Origin of the sequence: Symbiobacterium terraclitae, assembly GCF_017874315.1 — a bacterium.
Lineage (GTDB): Bacteria > Bacillota > Sulfobacillia > Symbiobacteriales > Symbiobacteriaceae > Symbiobacterium > Symbiobacterium terraclitae.
Map to the genome: position 1 here is coordinate 1 of NZ_JAGGLG010000036.1, position 15,560 is coordinate 15,560.

13 protein-coding genes and 1 pseudogene are annotated in these 15,560 nt (G+C 70.2%); 5 read left to right on the top strand and 9 right to left on the bottom strand.

From position 1 onward, the window contains the following. Positions 1-145 precede the first annotated feature (145 nt). Together ybaK and rimO are read right to left on the bottom strand one after the other, a co-directional pair. Entirely contained in the window at positions 146-613 is a 468-nt protein-coding gene (gene ybaK, locus J2Z79_RS16015; RefSeq protein WP_209467911.1) for a Cys-tRNA(Pro) deacylase, read from the bottom strand. Between the two features lie 75 nt (positions 614-688). Further along, on the bottom strand, positions 689-2,146 hold the full coding sequence (gene rimO, locus J2Z79_RS16020; RefSeq protein WP_209467912.1) for a 30S ribosomal protein S12 methylthiotransferase RimO: 1,458 nt from the start codon (positions 2,144-2,146) through the stop codon (positions 689-691). 395 nt (positions 2,147-2,541) lie between these two features. Here rimO and J2Z79_RS16025 point away from each other — a divergent pair, with 395 nt between their 5' ends. Further along, the gene (locus J2Z79_RS16025; RefSeq protein WP_209467913.1) at positions 2,542-3,246 is read left to right on the top strand and encodes an O-methyltransferase; all 705 of its coding nucleotides are present in this window, start codon (positions 2,542-2,544) and stop codon (positions 3,244-3,246) included. On the opposite strand, the gene J2Z79_RS16030 is transcribed toward J2Z79_RS16025, so the two are convergent. Beyond that, positions 3,243-3,569, bottom strand: a complete 327-nt coding sequence (locus J2Z79_RS16030) for a hypothetical protein (RefSeq protein ID WP_209467914.1) — start codon at positions 3,567-3,569, stop codon at positions 3,243-3,245. The genes J2Z79_RS16025 and J2Z79_RS16030 overlap by 4 nt on opposite strands. On the opposite strand from J2Z79_RS16030, the gene J2Z79_RS16035 reads away from it, so the two are divergent. Then, a complete protein-coding gene (locus J2Z79_RS16035; protein ID WP_209467915.1) occupies positions 3,553-4,041 on the top strand; it encodes a hypothetical protein in 489 nt (162 codons plus the stop codon). The two genes, J2Z79_RS16030 and J2Z79_RS16035, sit on opposite strands and share 17 nt — an antisense overlap. A gap of 73 nt (positions 4,042-4,114) precedes the next feature. On the opposite strand, the gene J2Z79_RS16040 is transcribed toward J2Z79_RS16035, so the two are convergent. The 6 genes from J2Z79_RS16040 to J2Z79_RS16065 all read right to left on the bottom strand — a co-directional run bounded on the left by J2Z79_RS16040 (position 4,115) and on the right by J2Z79_RS16065 (position 11,685). After that, positions 4,115-5,725 (bottom strand): alpha/beta hydrolase family protein, encoded by a 1,611-nt coding sequence (locus J2Z79_RS16040; RefSeq protein ID WP_209467916.1) that lies wholly within the window; start codon positions 5,723-5,725, stop codon positions 4,115-4,117. Between the two features lie 300 nt (positions 5,726-6,025). Then, positions 6,026-7,090 carry a serine hydrolase domain-containing protein gene (locus tag J2Z79_RS16045; protein WP_209467917.1) on the bottom strand — a complete coding sequence of 355 codons (1,065 nt, stop codon included), beginning with the start codon at positions 7,088-7,090 and terminating at the stop codon, positions 6,026-6,028. A gap of 2 nt (positions 7,091-7,092) precedes the next feature. Next, positions 7,093-8,604 (bottom strand): hypothetical protein, encoded by a 1,512-nt coding sequence (locus J2Z79_RS16050; RefSeq protein WP_209467918.1) that lies wholly within the window; start codon positions 8,602-8,604, stop codon positions 7,093-7,095. Next, positions 8,601-10,232 (bottom strand): ABC transporter ATP-binding protein, encoded by a 1,632-nt coding sequence (locus tag J2Z79_RS16055; protein ID WP_209467919.1) that lies wholly within the window; start codon positions 10,230-10,232, stop codon positions 8,601-8,603. The genes J2Z79_RS16050 and J2Z79_RS16055 overlap by 4 nt, the downstream gene beginning before the upstream one ends. Positions 10,233-10,396: 164 nt before the next feature. Beyond that, the gene (locus J2Z79_RS16060) at positions 10,397-11,293 is read right to left on the bottom strand and encodes a M56 family metallopeptidase (RefSeq protein ID WP_209467920.1); all 897 of its coding nucleotides are present in this window, start codon (positions 11,291-11,293) and stop codon (positions 10,397-10,399) included. Continuing rightward, on the bottom strand, positions 11,293-11,685 hold the full coding sequence (locus J2Z79_RS16065) for a BlaI/MecI/CopY family transcriptional regulator (RefSeq protein WP_209467921.1): 393 nt from the start codon (positions 11,683-11,685) through the stop codon (positions 11,293-11,295). The genes J2Z79_RS16060 and J2Z79_RS16065 overlap by 1 nt, the downstream gene beginning before the upstream one ends. A gap of 750 nt (positions 11,686-12,435) precedes the next feature. On the opposite strand from J2Z79_RS16065, the gene J2Z79_RS16070 reads away from it, so the two are divergent. From J2Z79_RS16070 to J2Z79_RS19310, 3 genes and pseudogenes are all read left to right on the top strand, one after another. Then, a complete protein-coding gene (locus J2Z79_RS16070; protein WP_342589518.1) occupies positions 12,436-12,801 on the top strand; it encodes an ArsR/SmtB family transcription factor in 366 nt (121 codons plus the stop codon). A gap of 5 nt (positions 12,802-12,806) precedes the next feature. Further along, the gene (locus J2Z79_RS16075) at positions 12,807-14,975 is read left to right on the top strand and encodes a heavy metal translocating P-type ATPase (RefSeq protein ID WP_209467922.1); all 2,169 of its coding nucleotides are present in this window, start codon (positions 12,807-12,809) and stop codon (positions 14,973-14,975) included. After that, positions 14,876-15,520 (top strand): annotated as a pseudogene (locus J2Z79_RS19310) (DUF1731 domain-containing protein); the annotation flags it as partial. The gene J2Z79_RS16075 and the pseudogene J2Z79_RS19310, both read left to right, overlap by 100 nt. Positions 15,521-15,560: the final 40 nt, after the last annotated feature.

Sequence of the window (15,560 nt, forward strand, 5' to 3'; positions counted from 1 at the left end):
ATGCGGACTGTTCTTAGGCTACAGTGCCAAGTGAAACGAGCAAAGGCACAGGGGGGACTTGAACCCCCTAGTCACGTAGACTGCGAGGCGTACCAGGACAGAGGCCACGGCTGCGCTGCCGTGGCCTCTGCATATCTCCAGCCGCTCACCGGCTGAGGTCCGCGAGCGTCGCCCCCGTCGCCCGGATCAGGTCGGGGCCGCTGAGCACCAGCTGCAGCCCCCGCTGGCCGGCGCTCACCGCCAGCTGGTCGATGATCTCGGCGGTCTCATCCAGGTAGTAGGGGTACTGCTTCTTCATGCCGAGGGGCGAGACGCCGCCCCGGATGTAGCCGGTCAAGCCCTGAATCTCCTTCACGGGCACCATCTCGACCTTCTTGTTGCCGCTGACGGCCGCCAGCCGCTTCAGGTCCAGCTCGGCGCTGCCGGGGATGGAGGCAACCAGCACGCCGGTCCGGTCGCCCCGTACGACCAGTGTCTTGAAGACCTGCTCCGGCGGCAGGCCGATCTTGCGGGCGACGGAGACGGCGTCCATCTCCTCCTCGCTCCACTCGTACTCCCGGAGCTCGTAGGGGATCTTCAGCTGGTCGAGGATGCGGGCGGCAATCGTCTTCATGGCTACCGACTCCTTTCGGGCGGCAGGAAAGCCCGGCATGCGAGCGGCGTGCCGGGCATCGCTGTCTGCGCCTCGCTACTGGTGCCGCCCGGGCGTGAACACCGGCAGCGACAGGTCCTCCTCCATCACGGCGCCGTCCACCGTCAGCGGCTCGGTGGTGCGGCCCAGCAGGTCGTAGTCCTGCACGCCGGTGATGGCCACCTGCACCATGTCGCCCGGTTTCAGCTGGGCGTGGACCGGCGCCTGGAAGAGCACGACCCCGTCGATGCCCGGCGACTGCCGGTAGCAGCGGCCCACGAACCAGCCGCGGCCCCGGGGGGAGCGGCCCTCCACCAGCACCTCCAGCTCCCGGCCCACCTGCGCCTGGTTCCGCTTTCGGGCGATCTCCTGCTGGACGGCCATCGCCTGGTCCCGCCGGGCGATGCGGAGTTCCTCCGGAAGCTGCTCCATCTTGCCCGACTTCGTGTCCTCCTCCTGGGAGTAGGCAAAGACGCCGACGTGGTCGAACTCGCAAGCCTTGAGGAAGTCCAGCAGCATCTGGAAGTCCGCCTCGGTCTCGCCCGGGTGGCCGGCGATGAAGGTGGAGCGCAGGCAGATGTCGGGAATCCGCTCCCGCAGCTTCTGCACGAGCTTCAGGTAGCCCTCTGCGTTGGCGGGGCGGTTCATGATGCGCAGCAGGCGGTTCGAGCCGTGCTGCAGCGGCAGGTCCAGGTAGTTGAGCACCTTGGGCTCGGTGGCGATGACCTCGATCAGTTCGTCGGTGATGCGGGTCGGGTAGGAGTAGTGGATGCGGATCCAGCGAATGGACTCCACCCGCGCCAGCTCCCGGAGCAGGCTGGCCAGCATGGGCTTCTTGTACAGGTCGATGCCGTAGTAGGTCGTGTCCTGCGAGATGACGACCAGCTCCCGCACGCCCATCTGGGCCAGGCGCCGGGCCTCGTCGAGGATCGACTCCATGGGCCGCGACCGGTGGCGCCCACGCATGAGCGGGATGGAGCAGAAGGCGCAGGCGCAGTCGCAGCCCTCGGCGATCTTGATGTAGGCGGTGTAGCCCGGCGTGGCCAGCACCCGCTCGAAGTTCCAGTCCGTGATGGCGTCGGGGTCGGAGATCTGCTGCACCCGCTGGCCCGCCAGGATGCCGGCCACCACCTCGCCGATGCGCGGGTAGTCGGCCGTGCCTACCAGGGCGTCGATCTCGGGGATCTCCCGGGCCAGCTCCTCGCCGTAACGGGGCACCATGCATCCCGCCACCACCAGGGCCTGGCACCGGCCCGCCGTCTTCTGCTGCGCCGCCTCGAGGATGGCCTCGATCGACTCCCGCTTGGCCTCCTCGATGAAGCCGCAGGTGTTGACGACCAGGACGTCGGCCTCCTCTTCCCGGTTGGTGATCTGGTAGCCGGTGTTCTGCAGCAGGCCGATCATCGACTCGGTGTCCACCAGGTTCTTGGCGCAGCCGAGGGAGATGAAGCCCACCTTCACCGGGCGGCCGGCGACCTGGGCGCCGGGCAGGGCGGTCGTGGGGCGGTCGGTCAACGCTTGTCGCCTCCTAAGAGAAAGAGGCCGCCGGTCGGTGGCCTCGCTGAGTAGTCCGTCTGGCGTTCCTATTTTACAGTTGCAAGCAGGGGTTGTCTACCTGGGCGGACGCTTCCCCGCCGGGAGAGCGGAGGGCTGTGTACCACACGGGCGTGGGCACTGCAGTGTGCCGGTGGAGGCCATCCTATGCGGCGAACTCGCGCAGCGCAAGCAGCGTCCAGTTCACAGGGAGGGTCATCCGGAGATTGCAGTCGTGCACGGTAACGGCCACCGGTCGTGAGCACCGAAAGGGACCTGCATACGTCTGACGCCTGGTTCAGACGGCCCGACCTGCGAGCGCGCTGATTCCCTCCGCCCAGCGGGCAGGGGCATTCTCCGTATCCAGGAGGGGTGATATGGACGCCACGTGGAGGGCCCTGGATGCGTACTTCGCGGCGCACCTCGGGTTCAGCGACCCGGTTTTGGAGGAGGTCCTGCAGACGAACGCGCAGCATAAGCTGCCTGCCATCGGCGTTGCGCCGAACCAGGGCAAGCTGCTCTACTTGCTCGCGAAGATGCAGGGGGCCAGACGCATTCTCGAAATCGGCACGCTGGGTGGGTACAGCACCATCTGGCTCGGTCGTGCCCTGCCGCCGGACGGCCTGCTGGTCTCGCTCGAACTGGTGCCCCGGTACGCGGAAGTGGCCAGGCGCAACATCGCCCGTGCGGGCCTCGCCGATCGGGTCAAGGTCCTGGCCGGGCGTGCGCTGGACAGGCTGCCGCTGCTGGAGGGGCAGGGGTATCCCCCGTTTGACCTGATCTTCATCGACGCCGACAAGGAAAACAGCCTCTACTACGCGATGTGGGCGCTCCAGTACTCCCGTCCGGGCACCGTCATCCTCTTTGATAACGTCATCCGCGGCGGACAGGTGCTGTATGCGAACTCCACCGACCCACGCGTGCAGGGCATCAGGCGGATGATGGAATACCTGTCCAAGGAGCCGAGGATCGAGGCCACGGCCATCCAGACCGTGGGGGCGGAGGGGTACGATGGCTTTCTGCTCGCACGCGTGAAGGAGTCCGACGACGACTCGAGGCAGGCCGCAGGTGTACACCGCTAGAGAAGCCGGGCTGCCTCGCCCGGCTCACTCCCTTCTTGCCACCCACCTGAACCACCACCGGTCGACCGCGGAGCCCCGGTCGCACCGGCGTTCCGCCGCGATTCGCCCGAGTTCGGGAGCTGCGTGTAGTCGGGGAAGCCGGGGATCCGCGACAGATACAGCGCCAGGTCCTCCCGGGTCGGGAGGATCTCCACATCCGTGAACTCGCGGGTCTCCATGAGGCGGAGTCCGGCGCGCTTCACCCGGTCGAGGATGCGCTCGGCGTCTCCGGTGTGCAGCCCGGCGGCCAGGCCGCCCGGGCCGCGCGTGCACACCGTGCCCATGGTGGGCCTCCTCTTCTTCAACAACGAGGGGTTCGAGTGCGGAGGCCTTTGCTACGGCGGCAGGGCGGAGGACGGCGGCTGCAACGCGGGCAGCATCCTGGCGTTCGACCGGTATAACCAGCAGGACGTGGTGACCGTGGGCTACCACGAAATCGAAGGTCGCCGCTTCTACGGGGTGACGATCTTCGACCGTCCGGAGGAACCGATCGCCCAGCTCGCGGCCAAAGTGGACGTCGCGATGCAGCTGCCCGAGGGCCCCATGAGGGACGAGGCGCTGAACGCCCGGGCACGGCAGTCGGGCACGGAGCGGATGATCATGGGCCGCACCCCGGAGGGCGAGGTGGCGGTGCAGCTGAACGACAGCAAGGGCCGCCCTCGGATTCGGATGCTGGTGGACAAGGACGACGTGCCGCGGCTGGAGTTCCTGAACGAGGCGGGCGAGGTCGTCTACAGCCTGCCGCCCGAGAAGTAACCACGGATCCCCCGGCGGACACGAAAGGAGCCTGCCGCGCCCTCACCCGAGGGCTGCAGGCTCCTTCGGCATCTCAGCGGTAGACCGTGAACCTGAGCTGCTCCGCGTCCGCGGGAAGCGGGTATACAGGCTCATCACCGTCCCGGTTGGCCTCCAGGAAGGCCTTCATGTACCGGTACATCGCCTCCGAGTAGTCGTGCCCCACGCCGCGGTCCAGGATGAAGATGCCGTGGCCGCCGGCCTCGCCGTAGAGCTTCGTCAGCGCCTCGGCGCGGGGCAGGACCGCCTCGCCCCACAGCTTCGTGATGATCCGCCGCTCCTCGCCGCCGTAGGAGTCGCGGTAGAGAACCGTGTTGTTAGGGTCGTCCTCGCCCATGTAGATCAGCCGCGCCACCCGGTTGTGCGCCGCCAGGTCGAAGGGACGGCCGGCGATCTCGGCGTAGTCGGCCGTGCCGATGGGGTAGATCAGCTTCTCGCCGCCGTACTCGGAGAGGGGCAGCAGCATGTTGTCCAGCGTGGCCCCCGAGACCAGGGCCTTCACCCTCTCCGGGTGCAGCGCCGCCAGCCGGTCGGTGAAGGTGCCCGAGGCGGAGAAGCCCACCAGGAAGACCTGCTCCTCCACGCCCTGGCCGTACCGGTTCAGGTACCCGACGGCGTGCTCGATCATGGCCACCACCTGCCGGTCCAGGTGCGCCAGGCTCTCCACGGTATACCCCGCCTGGCTGAACTGCCGCTCCAGCAGCCGGGCGAGCTCCGGGTCCTGCATCTTCAGGTGCAGCGTGGCCGCGTCCCGGTCCAGGGCGTGGGTGAAGAGCGTGTTCTCCTCGCCGCCGTACCGGTAGGTGATCACCGGCCGGGGGATCGCCGGGATCAGGAGCGGCGACCAGAGTTCCTCGGCCAGCTTCATGGAGACCTGCTCCCCCAGCGCCACCTCGGCGCGGGTGCGGGCGATCGTCTCGGGCACGCTGCCCCCGGGTCCCGTGTTGTTGATATCCACGACGAGGTACCGCCTGTGCCCCGCGTTCGCCTCCCGGTGTGCATCGCTGGGCAGCACGAGGAAGTAGGGCCAGTGGAAGCCCCGCTCGGGCATCGCCGGCACCATGACGAAGCGGCGCTCTCCGCTTGCGGTCAGCTCGGGCAGCCCGGCCGTGGTGAACTCCGCCCGGAGCATGCCCCCGCTGCGGGTGAAGAGCTTCAGGGTGTACTGCGCGTTCAGGGCGAGGACGGGCCGGCCCGAGGCGACGGCCTCCTCGTCGGCGATGATCAGCTGGTCCCAGGCGAGGGTGAACCGCCGGGAGAGGAAGGTCTCCCCGGCCCCCTCCAGCCCCACCGCCTCCACGTCGCTGGCGCGCACCCCCAGGCTGGCCAGGTCGATGACCGGGGCGAAGGGGTCGACCGGCGCGGTGAGGCGGATCGACGCCCTGCGGGGAACGGCCGCCGCGGTGCGCGTGGCGGGATCCCACGTCACGGTCATCCCCATGGCGGCTGCCGCGTCCGCCAGGCGCACGTAGGCCCGGTCCTCGAAGAGGAAGTTGTCTGCCTGGACCTCCTGGCCGTTCACCGTGAAGGTGAAGCCGTTGCGAAGAACGCGGATGGTCTCGGGGTTGCCGAAGCTCGCCGCCGCCGTGCCGCCCAGGATCAGCAGCGCGGCCAGCAGCGCGCCGGTGCGCGCACGCATCCTCACGTGCGGAACCTCCTCCCGTGGCCCGGACCGCCCGCCGCATTCACGGGGCGCCGCTCCGGGCCCGTCAGCGAGTCGCCCCTCTCCCTTCTGCACTGCCGCGGCCGAACCCTGCTGCGCCGTCGGACCCGACCCTGCTTCGTCGTCGAACCCCGCTGCGCCACCGGACCCGACCCTGCTTCGTCGCAGAACCCCGCTGCGCCACCGGACCCGACCCTGTTGCGCCACCGGACTCGAACGCCGTACGCCGCCGAACCCAACCCCCGATGCGCCGGACCCGCCCGGCCGGCGACGCCTTGCCCGTCATCCTGCGGCCGGTTCGGCCAGCAGTCCCTTCAGCACGCTGACCCCGATCCGGTCCGCTGCGGGTCCCCCGATCCCCACCGCGGACGTGGGGGGCACCGTGTGGTTGACAAGCACGCAGACGCCCACGCCCCGGCCGCGGACGAAGCCCACGAAGCTGTTGTAGCCGCCGGTGGCCCCGTTGTGCCAGACGAGGTGGTCCCCGGCGAACGGGACGATGACCCAGCCCAGGCCAATCTGCGCACCGCCGCCAACCTCAGCGCGCGGGGTGTGGCAGCGCGCCAGGCGCTGCGCCAAGACGCCGCCGGCGATTCCGAGGTTGGCCGCGACGAACCGCAGCAGGTCCGCAGCGGTGGAGCGGAGCGCCCCCGCCCCCGGAATGGCGGGCAGGTCCCAGTTGGACGCCGGCCTGCCGCCCCACGTGTGCCCCGGGACGAGCCGCCGCCGCCGGACGGCATCCAGGGCGATGCCCGTGTCCCCTATCCCCAGCGGCCCGCAGATCCGCTGCCGGACCGCCGCCTCGTAGTCCGTCCCCAGCACGTCGGCCAGGATGTGCCCCAGGAGGCCCATCCCCAGGTTGGAGTACTCGAAGGGCGCCGGCAGGCGAGCCGGGGGGCGGCAACGGGAAAGCCCGTCCAGCAGTTCTGCAGTCGTGAACTGGGCGTACGGGTTGTGGCGGGTCGCCCGGGTGACCTTCAGGTTGCGGGGCAGGCGCGGGAGGCCCGACGTGTGCGTGGCCAGGTGCGCCAGGGTCACCTCGGAGCCGTCCCTGGCCGGCCGCAGGGCCACACCGGGCAGGAACTTGCGCACGGGATCCTCCAGCGCGAGGACGCCGTCTGCGACGAGGTCGGCCAGCAGCGCGGTCGTGAAGGTCTTCGTCACGGAGCCGATCTCGAAGATCGGGTCCTCACCCCCGCCGTCGCCGCCTGTGCAGGCCCCGAGGTGAAACATGCGCTGACCATCCGGCCGGATCACCCCGACCGCGACGCACATCCGCTTCTTCCGGGACAGGTACGGTGCTGCAGCCTGCTCCACAACCATCCGGACCCCGTCGCTTGCTGCCATCGCTATCCCTCCGCTCCCATCCGCATCAGGCGCCGCACCCGCCACGCGCCGGCCAGGAAGGCCAGCACCGGCAGCGGGGCCAGCGCGGGCAACCACACAGGTGCACTCGCGTGCAGCCAGAGCCCGGCCCCTGCGAGGAGGGCCGCCCCCGCCAGACCAACCATGCCCCCCGGCCTGGTGGGCACCTGCTCGAACGCCACGGCCAGCTCGCCCTCGACCCGGAACACCGCCTGGCCAGGAGCGGCGTCGAACGCCCCCGCGCCGATCATCCACGTCAGGCAGCCGAGCGCGATGGCCAGGGCCGTCGCGGCCAGGCCGAGGGCCTGCGCCGGGGCAGCGCCGCCGGACCAGGCCCAGACCAGCGTCGTCGCCCAGGCCACCAGGGGCAGGGGCAGCCCCGCCGTCCACTTCCCCAGCAGAACCTGGTGGGGCCGCGTCCCCGCCAGCACCGGCAGTGCAGCCTGCTCCCCGTCGGCGGAGAAGAGCCCGGCCACCTGCTCGCCGTAGTTGAAGATGGCGAAGAGCAACCCGGCGCCGATGCAGTACGTGGCGACCCGGGGCCTCGCGATATCCACCTCCAGGAAGAACGGCAGTACCAGTCCTGCGACAGCGAAGGCCAGCCGGATCAGGCTGAACCAGTTGCGCCGGGCCGCCAGCCAGGCCTGGGCCTGGAGCGCCCCCGCCGGTCCAGGCAGCAAGGCTGGCCAGCGGGACCGCAGGGGGCGGCTCCGGCGGTCTGCCATCTCCAGCACGGCCAGCCAGCCCTCGCGGTGCGCGTCCGCGCCCCGGCTCCGGATCGCACCGGCCACCCAGAGAAGGCCGGGCAGGGAGAGCACCGCCATGAGGATCAGTTCGCCTGAGAGCGCCCGGCCGCCTTCCGGTGCAGGCGCCCCCAGCCCTGCCAGTCCAGGCTCCCACAGCCCGCCGGCAAGCAGGTAGGAGACGGCGAGGACCGTGGACAGCGCCAGGGCCATCCCCGCCGCAGGCAGGGCGACCAGTGTCCCGGGCCAACGCCGAACCATGCTGAGCACGGCCACCAGCCCCGTCAGGTGGCCCAGCATCCCCCCGGCCAGGGTCGCCGCTAGCAGCGCGGCCACTGCCCACAGGCCTGCCGGGCGGGCGGCGGGGTAGAGCGCCAGGGTGAAGACCAGCGCCGACCACGCCCGCTGCGGCAGAGAGCCGACGACGTCGGCCAGCACCGCCGCCTGCGCCGGCGCGGGCGACAGGTGGACAAGGCGCACGACCGGGCCGGTGAAGAGCCGCTCGCTCCCCCGCAGCAGCAGCAGCACGAGAGCGAACAGCCACGCCTCCGCGAAGCCCAACAGGAACAGCGTTCCGGCGGGAAGGGCGGGCGGATCGCTGCTCAGGCGCCAGAGCGCCAGGCCTGCCAGGAACAGGTGGATTAGGGCCCGCCACAGGCCCGTCCGGAGCCGGCTGAAGCGCCAGGCGTCGTTGAACGCCGCCCGCCATGCAGCGAGGAGCAGCGCCTTCAGGGGCAGGCCGAGACCGCTCATGCCGGCACCCCCACTTCCCGGTCTGCGGTGAGCGCCAGGAAGAGTTCCTCCAGGCCCGCCGCGGGCAGCCCCGCCTTGGCCCGCAGCGCTTCCAGGTCGCCGACGGCCCGGAGCTCCCCGGCATGGATGATGGCGATGCGGTGCGCCAGCTCCTCGGCCACCTCGAGGACGTGCGTGGTGAGGAGCACTGCCACGCCCTCCCGGGCCGCCGCCTTGATGAAGTCCTTCACCTCGCGGGCGGCCCGCGGGTCGAGCCCGTTGGTCACCTCGTCCAGCAGCAGCACCCGGGGCCGGTGCACCAGGGCCGCCGCGATGGCCATCTTGCGCTTCATGCCCAGGGAGAAGGATCTGATCTGGTGGTCGCCCCAGCGCGTCAGCCCCACCTGGGCCAGCAGCTCCTCCGCCCGCCGCCGCCCCTCTGTCTCCGGCAGGCCGTAGAGCCCGGCCATCATCCAGAGGAACTCACGGGCGGTGAGGGACTCGTGCAGCAGCGGCACGTCGGGCACGTAGCCCAACAGCCGGCGGACCGGGCCTCCCTCGGCCCAGAGGTCCCGCCCCTCCACCAGCACCCGGCCGGCGGTCGGCCGCAGGAGGCCCGTGGCCATGCGGATCGTCGTGGACTTGCCGGCCCCGTTGGAGCCGAGGAAGGCCAGCACCTCGCCGCGGCGCACCGAGAGGTCGATGCCGGCCACGGCAGTGAAGTCGCCGTAGCGCTTCACCAACCCGACAAGGCGCAGGGCCTCGTCGTCGTTGCGCTTCACCATTCCGATGGGGCACAGCGCTTCCTCGCGGTGGCATTCGTGGGCGGCACGAGGCGCGGCAGCCGGTACCGCAGCCGGTGGTGTTACGCCGGTCAGGGGTGGCGTTGGGCGTTGCAGTCCTGCGGGCGTTGGAGCGGCGTGCGTCGCGCGGTCCGGGACCTCCGGGTTCGGCCCCGCGGTCACCGGTGGCGCCTCGGGCGGCGTCGACGGATCTTCTGTTGTTGAGACACCGGGCGAAGGTCCAGACGTTCGGTAACCCGACGATTCGCGGGCCTCTGTGGCCGTGGCCGACGGGACCGCTGCCGCCGTGGCGGACGGGACTGGGGTCGGTTCCCGGGGTTCACGTCCCGGAACCTGCGGCGCGGCCAGCGCGGCGCAGAAGCGGTCGGGTTCGTCGAGGCTCAGCACCACCCGGGTGAACTGGCAGAGTCCCCGGTCCGGGACCTTCGTCTCGTAGGGACGAGCCAGGGTGAGCGCCACCAGACGGCGGCGGTCGGCCAGCACGTAGAGCGTGTCGGTGTCCGTGCGGTAGCTGATGCCCGAGGCCTCCACACCTCTGGGCAGCGGCGCCTTCCAGGGCGCCGCCCCGCAGATGTCCTCCCGCCGCAGCGCCAGGCGGTGCCGCCCCATCTGCAGCAGCAGCCGCTCACCGTTCAGCACGTGGGCTGTGCGCAGAGGGGCCGCAACGAACCAGTAGACCAGGCCGGTGACCGCCAGCCCGCCCAGCCCGATCAAGGGACCCCACGGCTTCGGCAGAACCGCAACCGGGATCACCCACGACACGAGGTCCACCGCGGCCAGCAGCATCAGCCCGAACAGGCGGTTCTTGAGGGCCTGGCCGGTCCGGGTATACGTGAACCGCTCCATGGTCGCACCCCTTTCTACTACACTCGTCGTACTTCGCTCAACAAGGTACCCACCGTCGGGCGGGGCGGGTGACCAGGAAGTACAGCAACGTATACCCAGCGCCCAGCGGCAGGTGAAACCAGCCGATCCGGCCCGGCCAGCGGCGCCGGATGCGGTCGACGCCATCAGGCGAGGCGGGTCACCGCAAGATACAGCAGGGTATAAGCGGCGCCCATTGGAAGGTGATACCAGCCCAGCCTGCCCGGCCAGCGCCTCCGGGAGCGGCCGACAACCAACCACGCCGGTGCACGGAGGTGCGGCGCCGGATCATCCTCGTCCGTCAGGCAGGTGATGCGGTGCACGAGCTGGGACGACGCTCCGGCCAGCACCGCCCCCGCCAAGGCCGCCCGCCCGGCCTGCCGGAGTCCCCAGCGGCCCAGGGCGAGGGCGTAACGGCGGCGGTCGCCCGTCCAGCGCGCGGCCTGCTGATCGGCCGCCATCTCCACCTCGAGGGCGAACAGGTCGGCGGCCATGCGTGCCAGCGGATGCCAGCCAAGGAGCGTGCGGGCGACGCCGCAGGCCCAGATCCGCAGGGGGTCGCGCCTCACCACATGGGCCAGCTCGTGGGCGATGACCGCCCGGAACTCCGCCTCCGGCAGCGCCAGCACGGATGGCGTGGTGATGAGGACGGGCCGCAGCAGCCCCGTGGTGGCGGGCTCCATCTGGTCGCTGGGGTCGAACAGCACCGTCAGCGGGCGGTGCACCCCGAACTCGGCTGCCAGGCGGCGGATGCGGGCCGCCGCGTCCGCAGGCGCGGGCACCAGCCCGGCCATCATGGTGCGGCAGCCCACAATGTGGAACGCCAGGCGCAGCAGGGCCACGCCGGCGACCGCCAGGGCCGCCCAGCCCCCCGCCGGCGACAGCACGAGCGTGACGATCGGAACCAGCAGGAGGACCGATGCCCACCCCAGCCGCGCGGCAGGGTCCAGGTGCTGGCTGATGATCCGGAGCGTGAGGTGCGTGTCGAGCAGAAACAGGCTGATGATGAAAAGCCAGGCCGCCATGAGCCACGCGTCTGCCATCACCGCTCCTCCCCTTCCTCCAGCCGCTCGAGCAGCCGGCGCAGCTCGGCGATCTCATCTGGCGTGAGCCTGTCGCGGCCCAGCAGGAAGCTGACCGCGGGCAGCACGCGCCCGCCGAAGAATCGCTGCGACCACTCATGCAGGGTGGACTCCGCCATCTCCTCCCGCCGCCTGGCGGCCCGGTAGAGGTACGCCCTGCCGTGCTTGCGCCGGGTGAGCAGCCCCTTGCGCGTCAGGCGGGTCATCACGGTCATGACCGTGGTGTAGGCGATCTCCCGGTCGGCGAGCAGCGCCTGGTGGACGTCATCCACCTGCACCTCTCCCTTCTCCCAGACCAGCCGCATCACGTCGGCTTCCAGCGGGCCCAGGTCGAACCCCGTGGCGTCAGACATTGTCGTCACCCCTCTGATTCCAGTATATACGACGGCTGTAGTAGTTCAACAGGGACCGGGATGACCTCTTGGCATGGTGTTCATTCCTGGACTCGGTGCTCGTGGGAGGAGACGGGGGGTTGGACGGCGTCCTGGAGTTGGCGGCAGGTGCGTGCGGCGGGGCACGCTCCGCCTTGGACGCCGGTTGCACTCCCGCTGATGGTTGAGACCCGAAGTTCCGACGGTCTGAGAACTGCCCCTGCGCTTCTGCCACAAGGGCCCGGCCGCATTCCCACGTGGCGTGCGCCTTCGGCACGGTCTCAAATCGTCGGAGATTCACCCCGGCGGGGCTCATCGACGCGCCGCCATGGCGGTGCTTGAACCGCGTGAGCGGGTCGGGGATGCCTGCCGCGCGTCACCAGGTCCGATGCCTGCCGCGCGTCACCAGGTCGGGGATACCTGCAACGCGTGACCAGCACGGAAATGCTGCAGCCTGAAGTGCCGACGGTTTGAGCGCACCTCCTGCGCTTCTGCCACAAGGGCCCAGTGGCAAACCCACGTGGGGAGCGCCTTGCGCACGGTCTCAGACCGTCGCAGGCACAACGGCGGGATCCTGCAACCGCGGACGATCGCCCTCGAACCCGCCTCCAAATCTACAATCACGTCGCTAACAGAGAAAATGCCCTGGTTGCCTATTGACATGGAAACCCCCTGGGGGTACTCTACACTTAGACGGTTATCTAATTGTCTCACCCTGGGAGGCGGCATACAGTGGAACATCAGCCGAACGGCACGGTGCGCGACATCTGCACCACGTCCGAGCCGGACGAGGTTCGCCTCGCCGCGCACCGCCAGCGCCTCGTGGAAGTGGCGGGTCTCTCCGAACTCTTCCGGGTCCTGGCCGACGAGACCCGCACCAAGATCCTCTACCTGCTGTCCACCGAGGAGCTCTGCGTACACCACCTGGCGCAGATCCTCGATCTCACCCTGCCCACCATCTCCCATCACCTGCGGCTCATGAAGCTGATGCGCCTGGTGAAGAGCCGGCGCGAGGGCAAGCACGTTTACTACTCCCTCTCTGACGACCACGTGCTCCAGCTCATCCAGACGGCGCAGGAACACTATCAAGAGGAGTAAGCCTTATGGCAAATCAGGTCAACTACACCCTCAAGGGACTCGACTGTGCCAACTGCGCAGCCAAGATCGAAGATGCCCTGCACCGCAACGGGATGCCCGATGCCGTGGTCAGCTTCGCCACCGGGCAGCTCCTCGTGGCGCCCGACCAGCTCGCCCAGGCCGAGGCGGTGATCCGGAAGATCGAACCGGGCATCACCATCGTGCCGGCTGCGGGTGCTGCCGCCCAGGCTGCCCCGGCCCCGCACGGGGAAGAACACGATGCGGCTGGGGAACCTGGATGGCGCCGCGTCGCCGAGATGGTGCCCGCCGCGGCGGTTGTGCTCGCGGGGTGGCTGTATCACGAAGCCCTCCACGCCTGGCCCTGGGTGGAATGGCCCCTCTTCCTCTCGGCCTACCTCCTGGTAGGTCGGGGGGTCGTGCTGGCCGCATTGCGCAACATCGGGCGCGGGCAACTCTTCGACGAGAACTTCCTGATGACGATAGCCACCCTGGGCGCCTTTGCGATCCACGAGCTGCCCGAGGCGGTGGCCGTGATGCTCTTCTACGCCGTGGGCGAGTACTACCAGGACAAGGCCGTTGCCGGCTCCCGGCGCTCCATCCGGGCGCTGGTCGCGGTGCGCCCCGACCGTGCCAACCTGCGGAAAGGCGGCGAGGTCGTGCCGGTGGCGCCGGAGGTGGTCGCCGTGGGCGATGAGATCATCGTCCGGCCCGGCGAGCGCATCCCGCTGGACGGCGAGGTGATCGAGGGGTCCACCTATATCGACACCTCCGCGCTCACCGGTGAGTCGATGCCCCGGGCCGCCTCCGTGGGGGACACCGTGCTGGCCGGGACGGTGAACACCCGCGGGCTGATCGCCGTTCGGGTGACCAGGCCCTTCGGCGACTCCTCCATCGCCCGGGTTCTGCAGCTCGTGGAGCAGGCCGCGGCGCGGAAGGCCCCGACCGAGCGTGCCATCACGTCCTTCGCCCGCTGGTACACGCCGGCTGTGGTCGGCCTGGCGGCGCTCATCGCACTCGTGCCGCCGCTCGTGCTTTCGGGTGCGACGTTCGCCGAGTGGCTCCGCCGGGCGCTGGTGCTGCTCGTCATCTCCTGCCCCTGCGCGCTGGTCGTCTCCGTGCCCCTGAGCTACTTCGGCGGCATCGGTGCCGCGTCGCGCGTGGGCATCCTCGTGAAGGGCGGCAACTACCTGGACGCCCTGGCCAGGTTGGACACGGTGGTCTGGGACAAGACCGGCACCCTGACCGAGGGACGCTTCCAGGTCGTCACAGTGGAAACGGGAGCAAGCCGTGAGCGAGACGAGGTGCTGCGCCTGGCTGCCCACGCCGAGGCGCACACCTCCCACCCCATCGCCGCCTCCATCCTTGAGGCATACGGACGGCCCGTCGATCTGGGTGCGGTCACCGACTACGAGGAGATCGCCGGCCACGGCGTGCGGGCCCGGGTGGACGGCGTGTTCGTGCTGGCGGGCAACGAACGGCTGCTCGCCCGCGAGGGGGTCGCACTGCCCGACCGCTCGCCGGCCGCCGGCGGTACGCATGCAGGCACAGTGGTCCACGTGGCGGTGGACGGCGCCTGGGCGGGCCGGATTCTGATCGCCGACCAGCCCAAGCCCGCCTCGGCCGACGCCGTGCGCCAGCTGCGCGCCCTCGGCGTGCGCCGGCAGGTGATGCTGACCGGCGATGCACACCACGTGGCGGAGGCCATCGCGCAGCGGCTCGCGCTCGACGGCGTGCGGGCGGACCTGCTCCCCGAGGACAAGGTGACCGCGGTGGAGGAGATCGACCGGGAGCGTCGGGCGGCAGGCCGGGCCGGAGCCCTCGCATTCGTCGGGGACGGCATCAACGACGCGCCGGTGCTCACCCGGGCTGACGTGGGCGTGGCGATGGGCGGCCTGGGCTCCGATGCGGCCATCGAGGCGGCAGACGTGGTGATCATGGACGACAACCCGGCCAGGCTGGCCGTAGGCGTCTCCCTGGCCCGGCGCACCAAGCGGATCGTGGCCCAGAACATCGCCTTCGCCCTGATCGTGAAGATCCTGTTCATGGTCATGGGAACCGCTGGCATGGCGGACCTGTGGGAGGCGGTGTTCGCCGACGTGGGCGTGTCGCTGCTGGCGGTTCTGAACGCCACCCGGGTGCTGCGCACACGCCTGCCCAAGCTGGAGGCCGCGTAACCGTCCGACCGAGCAACGAAGCCTGCACCCCCCTGCTGGAGGGGTGCAGGCTCTTCTTCTTGCCGAAAGGTGCCCCCGTCCATCTCCGGTACCAGGGCGGAACGGCCGGCGGCACGGGCTTCCTGGGAACCAACCTGGCCCGATACCTCGTCGAGCTGGGTTGCGATGTGGTGCTGCTGGGCCGCCGCCAGCCCAGCCGCGCGACGGCCGGGCGCTTCGTCTTCTGGGATGCCCGCACGCTGGGCGACTGGGTGGCGGAGCTGGATGGTGCGGCCGCGCTGGTGAATTTCGCCGGGCGGTCGGTCGACTGCGTGAAGACCCCCGATCCCTGTGACGAGATCCTGCGCTCACGGGTCGAGTCCACCTTGGTTCTCGGCCAGGCGCTGCGCGTTCCCTTCGGCCTGCCCTCTCCGGGCTGGCTGATCCGGCTCGGGGCCCCGCTGATGCGCACGGACCCGGAACTCGCCCTCTACGGGCGGTACTGCGTCTCCCGACGGCTCCACGAGGAGGGCTTTGCGTTCCTGTTCCCTGAGATCAGCTCTGCACTGATGGACCTGTACGGTACCGCCCGGTCTCGTCCATCCG